Annotated in this window: 12 protein-coding genes; 5 read left to right on the top strand and 7 right to left on the bottom strand. The window is 66.6% G+C overall.

Translation table 11 applies throughout. The features are described 5' to 3' along the window. Positions 1-153: 153 nt before the first annotated feature. From ABIC32_RS10655 to ABIC32_RS10645, 3 genes are read left to right on the top strand one after another with little or no spacing between them, the layout of a single operon-like run. Positions 154-2,868, top strand: coding sequence for an Rne/Rng family ribonuclease (locus ABIC32_RS10655; RefSeq protein WP_354074149.1), 2,715 nt, complete (start codon positions 154-156; stop codon positions 2,866-2,868). A 59-nt stretch (positions 2,869-2,927) separates the two neighbouring features. Then, positions 2,928-4,328, top strand: a complete 1,401-nt coding sequence (locus ABIC32_RS10650; RefSeq protein ID WP_354074148.1) for a M48 family metalloprotease — start codon at positions 2,928-2,930, stop codon at positions 4,326-4,328. 25 nt (positions 4,329-4,353) lie between these two features. Next, entirely contained in the window at positions 4,354-5,133 is a 780-nt protein-coding gene (locus ABIC32_RS10645) for a DsbA family protein (RefSeq protein WP_354074147.1), read from the top strand. Positions 5,134-5,152: 19 nt separating this feature from the next. Here the strand turns inward: ABIC32_RS10645 and ABIC32_RS10640 are convergent, their stop codons facing one another. Together ABIC32_RS10640 and ABIC32_RS10635 are read right to left on the bottom strand one after the other, a co-directional pair. Next, a complete protein-coding gene (locus ABIC32_RS10640; RefSeq protein WP_354074146.1) occupies positions 5,153-6,874 on the bottom strand; it encodes a hypothetical protein in 1,722 nt (573 codons plus the stop codon). 62 nt (positions 6,875-6,936) lie between these two features. Beyond that, positions 6,937-8,181, bottom strand: coding sequence for an alkaline phosphatase family protein (locus ABIC32_RS10635; RefSeq protein ID WP_354074145.1), 1,245 nt, complete (start codon positions 8,179-8,181; stop codon positions 6,937-6,939). A 99-nt stretch (positions 8,182-8,280) separates the two neighbouring features. Here ABIC32_RS10635 and ABIC32_RS10630 point away from each other — a divergent pair, with 99 nt between their 5' ends. Further along, a complete protein-coding gene (locus ABIC32_RS10630; RefSeq protein WP_354074144.1) occupies positions 8,281-9,192 on the top strand; it encodes an ABC transporter ATP-binding protein in 912 nt (303 codons plus the stop codon). After that, the gene (locus tag ABIC32_RS10625) at positions 9,182-10,039 is read left to right on the top strand and encodes an ABC transporter permease subunit (RefSeq protein ID WP_354074143.1); all 858 of its coding nucleotides are present in this window, start codon (positions 9,182-9,184) and stop codon (positions 10,037-10,039) included. Before ABIC32_RS10630 ends, ABIC32_RS10625 begins: the two co-directional genes overlap by 11 nt. A 51-nt stretch (positions 10,040-10,090) precedes the next feature. Here the strand turns inward: ABIC32_RS10625 and ABIC32_RS10620 are convergent, their stop codons facing one another. From ABIC32_RS10620 to rpsM, 5 genes are all read right to left on the bottom strand, one after another. Beyond that, positions 10,091-10,570 carry a GNAT family N-acetyltransferase gene (locus ABIC32_RS10620; RefSeq protein ID WP_354074142.1) on the bottom strand — a complete coding sequence of 160 codons (480 nt, stop codon included), beginning with the start codon at positions 10,568-10,570 and terminating at the stop codon, positions 10,091-10,093. Between the two features lie 89 nt (positions 10,571-10,659). Further along, positions 10,660-11,079, bottom strand: a complete 420-nt coding sequence (gene rplQ / locus ABIC32_RS10615) for a 50S ribosomal protein L17 (protein WP_354074141.1) — start codon at positions 11,077-11,079, stop codon at positions 10,660-10,662. Between the two features lie 104 nt (positions 11,080-11,183). Next, positions 11,184-12,203: a DNA-directed RNA polymerase subunit alpha gene (locus ABIC32_RS10610; protein WP_039248576.1), complete on the bottom strand. Its 1,020-nt coding sequence runs from the start codon at positions 12,201-12,203 to the stop codon at positions 11,184-11,186. 93 nt (positions 12,204-12,296) lie between these two features. Continuing rightward, on the bottom strand, positions 12,297-12,686 hold the full coding sequence (gene rpsK / locus ABIC32_RS10605; RefSeq protein WP_013268944.1) for a 30S ribosomal protein S11: 390 nt from the start codon (positions 12,684-12,686) through the stop codon (positions 12,297-12,299). Positions 12,687-12,695: 9 nt separating this feature from the next. Further along, a complete protein-coding gene (rpsM, locus tag ABIC32_RS10600) occupies positions 12,696-13,064 on the bottom strand; it encodes a 30S ribosomal protein S13 (protein WP_026108555.1) in 369 nt (122 codons plus the stop codon). Between the last annotated feature and the right edge of the window lie 4 nt (positions 13,065-13,068).

Below are 13,068 nucleotides of genomic sequence, written 5' to 3'. Positions count from 1 at the left end.
CCTGCGTTCCCCAACGGCTTGATCAAGCCTTCTTCGCCGTTCTCGGCGAGGGGATGTCGCGCGCGCCGGCCCTCACCTTCATTCGGCGAGCCGCCATGACCCTGTCCGGAGATCCGGGACGGTCGGCCTGCGCGCGCCAGAGAGAGACTTTCCATGTCAAAGACAATGCTGATCGATGCGGCGCATCCCGAGGAGACCCGGGTCGCCATCGTGGACGGGCGCAAGATTGAGGAATTCGATTTCGAATCCCGTGCGAAGCGCCAGCTTCGCGGCAACATCTACCTCGCCAAGGTCACCCGCGTAGAGCCCAGCCTGCAGGCCGCCTTCATTGAATACGGCGGCAATCGCCACGGCTTCCTCGCCTTCAACGAAATCCACCCCGACTACTACCAGATCCCCGTCGCCGACCGCGAAGCCATCATGGCCGAGGCGCACGACGACGAGGACGAGGACGATCTCGACCGCGAATCGACCGGCGATGACGTCGACCCCGAATCGGCGTTGGCCGACGAAGAGCGGCTGAAGCGCCGCCTGATGCGTCGCTACAAGATCCAGGACGTCATCAAGCGCCGCCAGATCCTGCTGGTCCAGGTCGTCAAGGACGAGCGCGGCGCCAAGGGCGCGGCCCTGACCACCTGGCTGTCGCTGGCCGGCCGCTACTGCGTGCTGATGCCCAACACCGGCAAGGGCGGCGGCATTTCGCGCAAGATCACCAACACTTCGGACCGTCGTCGCCTGAAGAGCGCTGTCTCGGCCCTGGAAGTGCCCAAGGGTATGGGCCTGATCATCCGCACGGCGGGCGCCAAGCGCACCAAGGCCGAGATCAAGCGCGACTATCAATATCTGATGCGCCTGTGGGAGACGATCCGCGAGACCACGCTCTCGTCTCACGCCCCCTCGGTGATCTACGAGGAAGAGAACCTGGTCCGCCGCGCCGTGCGCGACATGTTCGACAAGGATTTCGACGGCATCCAGGTCGAGGGCGTCGACGGCTTCAAGGAAGCGCGCGACTTCATGCGCGTGCTGATGCCGGCCCAGGCCAAGAAGGTTCACCTGTATCGCGGCTCGCGCCCCCTGTTCGCGGCCAACGGCATTGAGGAACTGCTGACGCAGATCCATCAGCCGGTCGTGCCGCTGAAGTCCGGCGGCTATCTGGTGATCAACCAGACCGAGGCCCTGGTGGCCATCGACGTCAACTCGGGCCGCGCCACCAAGGAACGCAACGTCGAGCAGACGGCGTTCAAGACCAATATGGAAGCGGCCGAGGAAGCCGCCCGCCAGCTGCGCCTGCGCGATCTCGCCGGCCTGGTCGTCATTGACTTCATCGACATGGATGAGGGCAAGAACAACCGCGCCGTCGAGCGCGTGCTGAAGGAGGCCCTGTCCTCCGACCGCGCCCGCATCCAGATGGGCCGTATCTCGCCCTTCGGCCTGATGGAGATCAGCCGTCAGCGTCGCCGCCTGGGCGTGATCGAGGGCGCCACCGAAGCCTGCCCGCACTGCCAGGGCACGGGCCGCATCCGCTCGGCCGAATCCGCCGCCCTGATGACCCTGCGCGCGGTCGACATCGAGGCCGGCAAGAACGGCGCGGGCGTCGTGGTGCTGAAGGTTTGCACCGCCGTCGGCCTGTACATCCTGAACCACAAGCGCGCCTATCTGCAGTCGCTCTTGGAACGTCGCGGCCTGAACGTCATCGTCCAGATCGACGACAGCCTGGGTCAGGGCGAACACAATATCGAGCGCACCGAGACGAACGAGGACTTCGTCGCGCCTGAGATCGAGATGCCCAACCTCGACGACGACTTCGACGCCTCGCTGTACGAAGACGAAGATGAGGACGACGACGAGGAGATCATCGCCGACGACGATGACGACACCGTCGAATCCCTGGACCGCGAAGACAGCGACGACGACGAACCGCGCGAACGTTCGGAACGTCATGAAGGCGGTCGCGATCGCGGTCGTGGGCGCAACCGTCGCCGTCGCGGCGGTCGTCGCGACGAGGAAACCTCCGACGTCGAGACCGTCGATACGGTCAGCGCCGACGACGCCTCGGACGATGAGGAAGACGAAAACGGCCGCCGCCGTCGCCGTGGCCGCCGTGGCGGTCGCCGCGTCCGCGAGGATGGCGAGCGCGACGTCTACACCTGGGTTCGCGGCCGCACGCCGTCGCTGGACGACCCCTATGTCTGGTTCGACCCGCTGAACCCCGGCCGCTCGGAAGGTCGTCCGGAACGCGGCGAGCGCCCCGAGCGAGCTGAACGCCCCGCCGTTGCTCAGTCCGAAGTCGAAGGCCTGGATGTCGTCGCCAATAACGGGGCTGGCGAAGGCTCCGGCGAGGAAGGCGGCCGTTCGCGTCGTCGCCGTCGTCGGGGTCGCGGTCGTGGCGACGGTCCCGTCAGCCACGAGATCAAGGTCGAGAACCGCGCCACCAACGAAGGCATGCCGCCCGACGGCTCGCCCGAGACGCCGATGGCCGTCATGGTCGAGCCGACCGAGGCCGTCGAGCCAGCCGCGCCGGCCATCGCGTCCGAGCCTCAGCGTCGTCGCGTGCGCCGCAAGTCGGCCAGCGCCAATGTCGAGATCGCGACCGAACCGCATCCCGACACCGCCATCGAGCCGAACGAGGCTACGGTCCAAGGCGCACCGGCCGAGCTGGACGTGACCCCGCACGAGGCGCTGGCCGCCGAACCGGCCGAGGTCGCCCCAGTCGCCGCGCCGACGGCGGTTCCAGTGACCGAGGCCGTCCTGGCCGAGCCGTTCGTCGCTCCCACGCCGGAGATCGACGTTCAGGCCATCATCGCCGAAGACCCGAACCAGATCGTCGCACCGCCCGAAAAGCCCAAGCGCGGGTGGTGGCGCCGCTGATCGGTCACGATTAGACTGTCTGGATACAGGCGGGGGCCGGTCGTTGTTGGAGTAGAGCCATGAGATGGCTTCCCCGATCTGCATCCCGCGTTCTGGCGGCGGCGGCGACGGCCTTGATGGCTGTTTCCGTCGCCGGCCAGGCCTCCGCGCAAAGCCTGATCCGCGACACCGAGGTCGAGGGCATCGTGCGCGAATGGGCCGACCCGGTCTTCGTGGCCATGGGGCTGAACCCGAACGACATCGAAGTCCTGCTGGTCAACGACAACGACCTGAACGCCTTTGCGACCCGTGGGCGGATCATGGGCGTCAACACCGGCCTGATCTTGCGCACCAAGACGCCCGGCGAACTGCTGGGCGTGATGGCGCACGAGGCGGGCCACATTAAAAACCGCCACACCCTGCGCGACGGGGCCGAGAACGCCGGCAAACAGCCGATGTTCATGACCATGGCGCTGGGCGCCCTGGCCATCGCCGCCGGTGCGCCGGACGCAGGCGTGGCCCTGCTCGGCTCCAGCCAGTATTTCGGCGCTCTGGGCGCGCTGCATTACATGCAGAGCCAGGAAGGCGAGGCCGACATCTCGGGGGCGCGGGCGCTGGAGGCCGCCGGCGAATCGGGCGCCGGGCTGGTGTCCTTCTTCGAGAACTTCCGCTCGCAGGAGGTCTTCTCCGACGCCCGCCGCTATCCCTATTTCCGCAGCCACCCCCTGTCATCGAACCGGATCGAAAGCCTGCGCCGCTATGTGCAGGAACAGCCGCACTACGACCATCGCGACAGTCCCGAACGTATGGCGCAGCACGCGCTGATCCTGGCCAAGATTCACGCCTTCATGGATCCGCCGAACGCCACCCTGCGCGACTATCCGTCGACGGATGCGTCCCTGCCCGGCCGCTATGCGCGGGCCATCGCCTGGTATCGCGACGGCCAGACGGACAAGGCGCTGACGGCGGTAGACGCACTGATCGCCGGCGACGTGAACAACCCGTATTTCCAGGAACTGAAGGGCCAGATCCTGTTCGAGGAAGGCCGCCCGTCCGAGGCCGTCGCCGCCCACCGCGAGGCGGTCCGCCTGAAGCCCGACGCCCCCCTGCTCCGCGTCAACCTGGCCCACGCCCTGATTGAGACCAACGACAAGGCCAATCTGGACGAGGCCATCGATCAGCTGAAACACGCCGTCGTCGCCGAGAAGGACAACACCATGGCCTGGCGACTGCTGGCCCAGGCCTATGCCTCCCAGGGCAAGGAGGGCGAGGCGCGACTGGCCTCGGCGGAATACTATTTCGCCGGCGGGGATGAGAAGCAGGCCACCCAGTTCGCCCTGCGCGCCCGCTCCATGCTGAATCCCGGTTCGATCGAATGGCGCCGCGCCGTCGATATCGTCCTGGCCTCGGGCGCCACGCCCGACGATCTCAACGACCTGGACCGCCGTGACGCCGCGCGCCGGCCCGCGACCCTCAACTGACCCCTTACGCCGACTGCGAGCCTAAATGACCGACGCCCCCCCCACGCCTGCGCCCGAACCCAAGACCGCCAAGCCAGGATGGCTCAGCGGCGGCCGCGCCGGCTATCTGGCCCTGGGCCTATCGGTCATCGCGCTGGGCTTTTCAGCGGCGCCCTATCTGACCGGCGGATCGAACGTGCGTGCGTATCTGCTGGAGCATCCCGAGGTCTTGCAGGAGGCGCAGATGGCGCTTCAGACCAAGGACGCCGAGGCCGCCGTCGAGGAGACGAACCAGGCCGCCGCCGCCAACGCTGGCCTCCTGGCGCCCGACGCCCGCGATCCAGCCTTCGGTCCAGCGAACGCCAAGGTCACGGTGATCGAATTCTTTGACTTCCGCTGCCCGGGCTGCAAGGCCGTGGCCCACGACTATCGCGCCCTGATGGCTGCCCATCCGGAGGTCCGCTTCGTCTTCAAGGACTGGCCCATCCTGGACCGCGGCGACGACATCACCTCGCAATACGCCGCCCGCGCCGCCCTGGCCGCGCACCAGCAGGGCAAATATCTGGAGGTCTACGACGCCCTGATGACCGAGCGGGCGCTTTCGATCGAAGCGGTCGACGCCATCCTGGCGGCGCATGGCGTGGACATGGCCCGCGCCAAGGCCGCGATCGCCGCGCCCGACACCACCCGCCACATCGCCGACATTCACACCACGGCCGCCGCCCTGCGCCTGCGCGGCACGCCGACCTTCTTCGTCAACGGCAAGGCCAGCCCCGGCATCGACCCGGCCGAGATCGGCAAACTGATCGAAGCGGCGAAGCGCTGACCAACCTGCGGCCGAGGCGTCAGGCCTCGGCCAAACTCATCTGTCCGCCGATCCATTCGACGCCGGCGTGGCGCAGGGCGTCATTGGCCGCGGTCTCGTCGCCCAGCGCCTGTTCGGCGCGGTAGAGGACGTAGTAGCTGTAGGGATCGTTCGGCCAATCCTTCAGCATTTCGCCGATCTTGGCCTTGGCGCCCGCCGCATCGCCGGACGCCAGCATGGCGGCGGCCAGGCTGCGACGTGTCGGATACCAGATCATCGGCGGATCGCCGCCCTCGGGCGCCATGGCCTGGATCGCCGCCGCCCGGCCATAGGCGGCGATGGCGGCGGGATAATCGCGGTCGATCATGGCCGCCCGTCCCTCTAGCACCTTCTGGAACAGTTCGGCGAAACCGGTCTGACGATCCGCCATCGGGCCCTTGAACGCCTTGTCCGCCAGCAGGGCGGCGATGGCCTGGGCCTCGACCCGAACCGCAGCCGCATCACCGCGCCGCGCCGCCGCCTCACCCCGCGCATAGCGCCAGCCGACCCGCATCAGCGGCCGTCCCGCGTCCGGCTCGACCAGCGCCGCGACCTGGGCGTCCGATCCGAACCGGCCGTAAAGCGCATAGGCGTCCGCCGCCATCACCTGACGATAGACGACATAGCCGTCCTCGCCCGCCTCGGGCGGCCCCGCCAACTGCGGATAGGTCGCCATATACCAGTCGGCCAGCTCCAGCCCCCGCTCGGCTCCGCCCGCCATCAGGGCGCCGCCCATGCCGAAATGGATGTTGTGGGCATGCAGCCGCATCCCGCGAATGCCGCCGGGCGGGCCGACCAGTTGGTCGTAACTCTTGTCCAGCGCCACGGCGTTGACGTTGGACATCATCGCGTCCTTGTAGCGCCCGACACGATAGAAGGTGTGCGACGGCATATGCACCAGATGGCTGGCGCCCGGCGCCAGCAGGGCCAGCCGCTCGCCATAGGCCAGCGCCCTGTGTGGATCGTCCGACCATTCGGTCAGGTGGATGTACAGGTGAATGGCGCCCGGATCGTTCGCCTTGACCGTCAGGGCGTGCTCCAGGATCGTCATGGCGCGGGTGACGGCGGGGTCTGTCGCCTTGCCGTCCTTGTCCCACCATTCGCCCTCGGGCTGGAGCATCCAGGCGTCGGCGGTGATCGAGGCGACCGATACGTCGTCGGCATGACGCTTTGCGATCCGGTCCATGGCGCGGGCGTAACGCAGGGCGCGGGTCTTCTCCTTGCCGGAATAGCGCTGGATCAGGGCGTCGATCATCTGCCGCTGCATCGGCCTGGCGTCTCGGGCCAGACGCCTTGCGTCACGTGCAACGCGCAGGCCTGTAGCGATCGATTCGGGATCGCCGCCGCCGCCATTCAGGTTCGGCCCGATCGCCCAGGCCTCGCCCCAGGCGCACATGCCGCACGACGGGTCCAACTGCCTCGCCTTCCTGAACGCCCGCACCGATTCCGAATGCTCGAACGCCCAGCGCAGTCGCACGCCGTGGTCGAACCAGGCCTGGGCCTCGGGGTTCTGCGTATCGACCGCGAAACCCTCGTCGCCGAAGCCTGGGGCCATGACCATGTCGCGTGTCGGCTGGACATCGCCGACGGCGCCGACCCGGCCGCAGACCTGCGGATTGGTGATCAGGGCCAGGGTCGCCGCCGTTGCAGTGGCGTCTGCGACCGCCACGGGTGCAATCAGACAGGCGACCGAAACCGTCGCGACCCACAGACTTTTGCGCATCTTCGCCCCTCTACCTCTGGCGACCAGTGTGCGCTCAAATCGTCGGCTCGCCAATCACCCCATCAGGGCATGGTGACGGGCAAGGTGTCTTGCGCCCGCCCGTCGCCAGCCGGCGCCGCGATCCCAAGCATCCGCGCCAGGAAGGGCTGCACATCGACGCTGTCCAGATCGGTCAGCCGACGCCCGGCGACCACGCCCGGCCCATGGGCGATGAAGATCGCCGCCATCTCCGGCGCCTGATTGTCATAACCGTGGGCGCCGCCCGCCCGCGTCACCGGCCGATCCCGCGTCGCCGTCAACCAGCCAGTCTCGACCAGACAGACGATCTGCGCCACGCGCGGGTTGGATCCATAGACCAGCCGCGCCGGCACATCGGCCTTGTTCCAGCATTCCATATGCGGATGGCGCCCGACCAGCTTCTGTTGCACCTCGGCCTCGCGGCCCGGCGCCGGATCGGCGGTTAGGACCGCTCCGCCATAGCCGATCTTCAGCGCAGCCGGATCGATGATGTCGTCGATCCACACGACCCGGTCCGGCGAGGTCGCGGCCATGCCGTGATCCGACACCACGACCAGCATCGTGCGATCATAAAGCCCCCTCGCCTTCAGCCCCTCGATCAACCGTCCCATCGAGGCGTCGACCGATGCGGCGGCGGCGCGCGTCTCGGGCGCATCGGGGCCGTTGCGGTGACCGGCCGTGTCGACGATGTCGAAATACAGCGTCTCCAGCTTCGGTCGCTGATCCACCGGCAGGTCCAGCCACGACAGCAGACGATCCACGCGCGCATCGCCCGGCATTCCCTGGTCGAACGGCGCCCACTGGCTGGGCCGTACGCCGTGGATCTCGACCTCCGATCCCGGCCAGAACATGGTGCCGGTGCGCACGCCCGCCTTTTCGGCCGTGACCCAGATCGGCTCGCCCTGATCCCAAAAGCCGCTTTCCTTGCTGGCCATGGTGAAGGCGCCCAGCTGCGCGTCGTTGAACCGGTTGCCGACCACGCCGTGATGGTCCGGGTGCAGGCCCGTCACCAGCGTATAGTGGTTGGGGAAGGTCACGCTGGGGAACGACGGCCGCATCGACCCGAACGCGCCGCCGGCGACCAGTCCATCCAGCACCGGCGTCTGCCCCTTGCCCAGATAGGCCGGCGAGAAGCCGTCGATCGACACCAGGATGACCAGATCGGGACGGGTCGTCTGCGCGGCCTGCTCGACAATCGGAGATGTAAGGGCGGGTTGCGGAGCCCCGGCGCAGGACGCGACGGCGAAGGCGGCGGCCACGGCCAGGCTGGCGGCGACGAAACGAGACATGAACTTACTCCAAGGCGACACTGAACCATTGCCTAAACTTAATGGACGACAGCCACGCGACGGCTTGTGCGACCGGCGTTCACTCGCCAAGCTTGGCGTATGGAAACCGTCATCGACATTCGCGGCCTGACCAAGACCTACGGGACGGTGAAGGCCTTGGACGGCCTGACCTTGTCGATCCCGCGCGGCGGGGTTTACGGCATTCTGGGGCCCAATGGTGCGGGCAAATCGACGCTGTTTCGCACCCTGTTGGGTCTGATTCGTCCGACCGAGGGCGTGGCCACGGTGATGGGCGGTCGGATCGGCGATCCGGCCTCGACGCGGCGCATGGGCTCGATGATCGAGACGCCGCGCTTTCCGCCGTTCATGACCGCCCGCCAAGTGCTGGAATGGCTGGCCCGCGCCCATGGCGGCGTGTCCTCGGCCGAGATCGACAACTGGCTGCAACGCGTCGGACTGACCGAGGCGGCCAATCGGCGCGTGAAGGGCTTTTCGGTCGGTATGCTGCAACGCCTGGGCGTCGCCGCCGCCCTGATGACCAAGCCGGATCTGGTCATCCTGGATGAACCGACAAGCGGCATGGATCCGCCCGGGATCCAGGAGATGCGCGCCCTGATCCGCAGCCTGGCCGACCACGACGGCGTGACGGTCATCCTGGCCAGCCACCAGCTTCAGGAGGTCCAGCGCGTCTGCGACCGTGTCGCCATCTTCAACAAGGGCAAGGTGATCACCGAGGGCCGCGTCTCCGATCTGACCGCCTCGGGCGAGCGTCTGCGCCTGTCCGTAACGCCTTTGGCAAAGGCCCTGTCGCTGCTGGGCGACCGCGCGGTGCTGGAGGGCGATGCGGTGGTGGCCGCCGTGCCTCGCGCCGAAGCCGCCGCCGCCATCAAGGCTCTGGTCGAGGGCGGAGTCGATATCGAAGAAGCCCGCTGGATCGGCGCCGACCTGGAAGACGTCTTCATGAGCGAAACCGGCTGGACCGGCGTGCAGGAGCAAAACCGTGCTGGCTGACGCGATCCGTTCCGAAACCTACCGCCTGTCCAAGAACCGCACCGCCCTGTTCTGGAGCGTGCTGTTCATCCCGATCATGGGCGTAATCCTGGCCACCCTGGGCTTCGTGGTCGCCAAGGCCAATGAGGCGAAACTGGCCGGCAAGCTGCCGCCCGACATGATGAAGGGCGGCCCGCTCGATCTGGGGATGGCCCTGGTCAAGAGCGCGGGCGACTTCGCCAATCCGGCTATCCTGATGTTCGTCCTGATCGGTGCAACTACCATCTATGCCGGCGACTATCGCTGGGAGACCTGGCGGCTGATCAGCGCGCGCAACACCCGACCGAATCTGCTGACCGGCAAGGTCGCGGTCGTGGGTCTGGTGATCGTGCTGGCGACCATCGCCGCCCTGATCTCCGACGTGATCGCCAGTGTAATCCAGGCGGCGGTGTTCGGCCGCCCCCTCACCTTCTCGATGACTGGCGCAGGGGCGGCGGACTTCGGCCTGCTGACCCTGACGTCCTGGGCGCGCATTCTGCAGTTCACCATGCTCGGCCTTCTGGCGGCCGTAGTGACGCGCTCATTGCTGGCGGCACTGTTCGCGCCGTTGGTGATCGGCGTAGCCCAGTTCTTCCTGCCCCAACTGCTGCTACCGATGGGCGTGACGCCAGACGGCTGGCTTCTGCCCCTGCTGTCGCCGGGCATGGCCACCGACCTGCTGAAGGCCACCATCGAGGGCGGCATGGCGGCGACCGAACTGCCGGATCACGCCGTACTCAAGGGCGTCCTCAGCCTGGCCCTCTGGATCGGCGTTCCCTTCGCCGCCGCCGTCGCCTGGTTCAACCGCCAGGATTTGTCCAAGGAATAGGCGGCGACGGACTACGCGCGCCTTCCGCAACCAGCCAGTGGCGGAAGGCGTCTACAGCCGCGTCCTGGACGGCTGAAGCCGCTTCTCCATGAAGACATCAGCGCGCTCGTAGGGCGTGGGCCGTGGCGGCAGATGCACGAAGCCGGCGCTTTCATACAAAGCGATCGCGGGTTTCAGGGCGCTGTTGGTTTCAAGATAGAGCCGGACAGCGCCAGCTTGCCGAGCCGCCGCTTCGCAGGCCTCAAGCAGGCGTCGCGCCAGACCCAGGCCGCGCGCGGCGGGCGTGACCGTCATCTTGCAGACCTCCACCCCGTCATCGGTCGGGACCATGGCGCAGCAGCCCACCGCCTCGCCATCCTTCTCAGCGATGAAGATGCGCCCGCCCTTGTCCAGGAACACGCCCTGCGGATCATCGATCGCGACCCGATCCTTGGCCTCGATGGCGAACCCGCCCTCGATCAGCCAGGTGGTGTTCAACTGCGCCCAGGCGGCGGCGTGATCGGGACGGAAATCGACGATGGCGACGGTCATTCAACCGTCATGACCGGTTTGCACGCAAAGCAAAAGGGCGGTCGGATCGCTCCGACCGCCCTTCCGGCGTTTGGTCAAACGACCAAATCTCAGTCTTCTTCGTTGCCTTCGAAGGCCAGGACCGGACCGGAGTCCTTGCCCTTGGCTTCGACGTCGCGGTCGACGAACTCGATGACGGCCATCGGGGCGTTGTCGCCGTGGCGGAAGCCGGCCTTCATGATGCGGATATAGCCGCCGTTACGCTCGCTGTAGCGCGGGCCAAGCGTTTCGAACAACTTGCCAACTTGCGGCACGTCGCGAACTTGGCTGATGGCCTGACGACGCGCGTGCAGGTCGCCCTTCTTGGCGAGGGTGACCAGCTTCTCGACGAAGGGACGCAGTTCCTTCGCCTTGGGCAGGGTCGTGGTGATCTGCTCGTGCTTGATCAGCGAGGCGGCCATGTTGGCGAACATGGCGGTACGGTGGCTGCTCGTGCGACCGAGTTTACGATGGGCGGCGCCGTGGCGCATCTGGGTCTCTCCTACTCCGGAACCGGTATCCTCAAGCGGACCTGGAACCGTAATCTTCTAACCGCCCCGACATTCTCCCGAAGGAGACGGGCGGAGGGTTGAACTTAGATCTGGTCGTCGAACTTCTTGGCCAGATCTTCGATGTTTTCGGGCGGCCAGTTCGGCACGTCCATGCCGAGGCTGAGGCCCATCGTCGTGAGAACTTCCTTGATCTCGTTCAACGACTTGCGGCCAAAGTTCGGGGTGCGAAGCATTTCGCCCTCGGTCTTCTGGATCAGGTCGCCGATGTAGACGATGTTGTCGTTCTTCAGGCAGTTGGCCGAACGAACCGACAGTTCCAGCTCGTCCACCTTCTTCAGCAGCGCCGGGTTGAAGGGCAGGTCGGGCTTGCCGTCCGACTGCTCGACAGCCTTCTTGGGCTCTTCGAAGGTGATGAAGATCTGGAGCTGGTCCTGCAGGATGCGCGCGGCGTAGGCCACGGCGTCAACCGGCGTGACCGCACCGTTGGTTTCGACTTCCAGCAACAGCTTGTCGTAGTCCAGTGACTGACCCTGACGGGTCGGCTCGACGCGGTAAGCCACCTTCTTGACCGGCGAATACAGGGCGTCGACGGCGATCAGGCCGATCGGCGCATCTTCCGGACGGTTCAGCTCGGCGGCGACATAGCCCTTGCCGTTCTGGACGGTCAGTTCCATGCGCACCGATGCGCCGTCGTCCAGCGTGCAGATGACGTGGTCGGGGTTCAAAACCTCGATGTCCGCCGGCACGTCGATCTGGCCGGCCGTCACCGGGCCGGGGCCCGTGGCGCGCAGGGTCATGCGCTTGGGGCCTTCGGCGTGCATGCGCAGCGCCAGTTGCTTGATGTTTAAGACGATATCGACCACGTCTTCGCGCACGCCTTCCAGCGACGAGAATTCATGAACGACGCCGTCGATCTGGATGGCCGTGACGGCCGCGCCTTGCAGCGAGGACAGCAGAACGCGACGGAGCGCGTTGCCGAGCGTCACGCCGAAGCCACGCTCGAGGGGTTCGGCCACCAGGCGCGCCTTGCGCTGGGCATCGGAACCGGTCTCGATCTGGGGCTTCTCGGGACGGATCAGCTCTTGCCAGTTTCTTTCGATCATTTTGTCCCTCGAACGGGTTTCGCCTGCTCCGGCCTTGTCGACGAGGCCATGATGGAGCGGACGGAGATTGGGGGTGCCTTAGAACGCTATCGCTTAGACGCGACGACGCTTGGGCGGACGGCAACCGTTGTGCGGCATCGGAGTGACGTCGCGGATGGTCGTGATCGTCAGACCGACAGACTGCAGCGCGCGCAGGGCCGATTCACGGCCAGAGCCCGGACCCGAAACGTTCACTTCCAGCGTCTTCACGCCGTGTTCCTGGGCCTTCTTGCCAGCGTCTTCCGCAGCCATCTGAGCGGCGTAAGGCGTCGACTTACGCGAACCCTTGAAGCCCATGTGACCCGCCGAAGACCACGAGATCGCGTTGCCTTGGGCATCGGTGATCGTGATCATGGTGTTGTTGAACGAAGCATTCACGTGGGCGACGCCCGAGGTGATGTTCTTGCGCTCGCGCTTCTTTACGCGACCCGGTTCCTTGGCCATGTGTCTGCCTTACTTCTTCTTGCCGGCGATCGGCTTGGCGGGACCCTTGCGGGTGCGGGCGTTTGTGTGGGTGCGCTGGCCGCGGACCGGCAGGCCCTTGCGGTGACGAAGGCCGCGATAGCAGGCTAGGTCCATCAGACGCTTGATGTTCATCGACGTCTCGCGGCGCAGGTCGCCCTCGACGGTGTGATCCTTGTCGATCGTTTCGCGGATCGACAGGACTTCGGCGTCCGTCAGCTGGTTCACCCGGCGGGCGGGCTCGATGCCCACCTTTTCGGTGATGTCCTTGGCGGCGGCCGGGCCGATGCCATGGATATACTGAAGCGCGATCTCTACGCGCTTGTTGGTCGGGATGTTGACGCCAGCAATACGGGCCACGAAA

It is taken from the genome of Brevundimonas sp. 1080 (assembly GCF_040545985.1).
Lineage (GTDB): Bacteria > Pseudomonadota > Alphaproteobacteria > Caulobacterales > Caulobacteraceae > Brevundimonas.
This window is presented reverse-complemented; position numbering and strand designations above follow the sequence as displayed.

Excerpts from the sequence above, each read along its gene's own strand:
- ABIC32_RS10655 (WP_354074149.1), top strand. The coding sequence starts at position 154 with ATGTCAAAGACAATGCTGATCGATGCGGCGCATCCCGAGGAGACCCGG.
- ABIC32_RS10650 (WP_354074148.1), top strand. The coding sequence starts at position 2,928 with ATGAGATGGCTTCCCCGATCTGCATCCCGCGTTCTGGCGGCGGCGGCG.
- ABIC32_RS10645 (WP_354074147.1), top strand. The coding sequence starts at position 4,354 with ATGACCGACGCCCCCCCCACGCCTGCGCCCGAACCCAAGACCGCCAAG.
- ABIC32_RS10640 (WP_354074146.1), bottom strand. The coding sequence starts at position 6,874 with ATGCGCAAAAGTCTGTGGGTCGCGACGGTTTCGGTCGCCTGTCTGATT.
- ABIC32_RS10635 (WP_354074145.1), bottom strand. The coding sequence starts at position 8,181 with ATGTCTCGTTTCGTCGCCGCCAGCCTGGCCGTGGCCGCCGCCTTCGCC.
- ABIC32_RS10630 (WP_354074144.1), top strand. The coding sequence starts at position 8,281 with ATGGAAACCGTCATCGACATTCGCGGCCTGACCAAGACCTACGGGACG.
- ABIC32_RS10620 (WP_354074142.1), bottom strand. The coding sequence starts at position 10,570 with ATGACCGTCGCCATCGTCGATTTCCGTCCCGATCACGCCGCCGCCTGG.
- rplQ (WP_354074141.1), bottom strand. The coding sequence starts at position 11,079 with ATGCGCCACGGCGCCGCCCATCGTAAACTCGGTCGCACGAGCAGCCAC.
- ABIC32_RS10610 (WP_039248576.1), bottom strand. The coding sequence starts at position 12,203 with ATGATCGAAAGAAACTGGCAAGAGCTGATCCGTCCCGAGAAGCCCCAG.
- rpsK (WP_013268944.1), bottom strand. The coding sequence starts at position 12,686 with ATGGCCAAGGAACCGGGTCGCGTAAAGAAGCGCGAGCGCAAGAACATC.